Origin of the sequence: Cobetia sp. SIMBA_158 (assembly GCF_046566945.1) — a bacterium.
Taxonomy (GTDB): Bacteria; Pseudomonadota; Gammaproteobacteria; order Pseudomonadales; family Halomonadaceae; genus Cobetia; species Cobetia amphilecti.
Genome location: NZ_JAWJYL010001176.1, coordinates 1 through 232 on the forward strand (window position 1 = coordinate 1; position 232 = coordinate 232).

1 pseudogene is annotated in these 232 nt (G+C 65.5%); it reads right to left on the reverse strand.

Going from position 1 to position 232, the window contains the following annotated elements:
* A pseudogene (locus R2R70_RS23465) lies at positions 1–232 on the reverse strand (hypothetical protein); the annotation flags it as partial.

The window sequence follows — 232 nt, forward strand, 5'->3', positions numbered from 1 at the left end:
CTCGTCGGTTTCCTTCTTGAGCGCTTCCCGCTCCATCTTGAGCTGGATCGGGCGGCGGTCGAGACGGGCCATCTCCTCCGGCTTGGAATGCAGCTCCATGCGGATGCGTGACGCGGCCTCATCGATCAGGTCGATGGCCTTGTCCGGCAGCTGACGGTCCGTGATGTAGCGCGAGGATAGCCGCGCGGCGGCGATGATGGCGCTGTCGGTGATGTCGACCCCGTGGTGCACC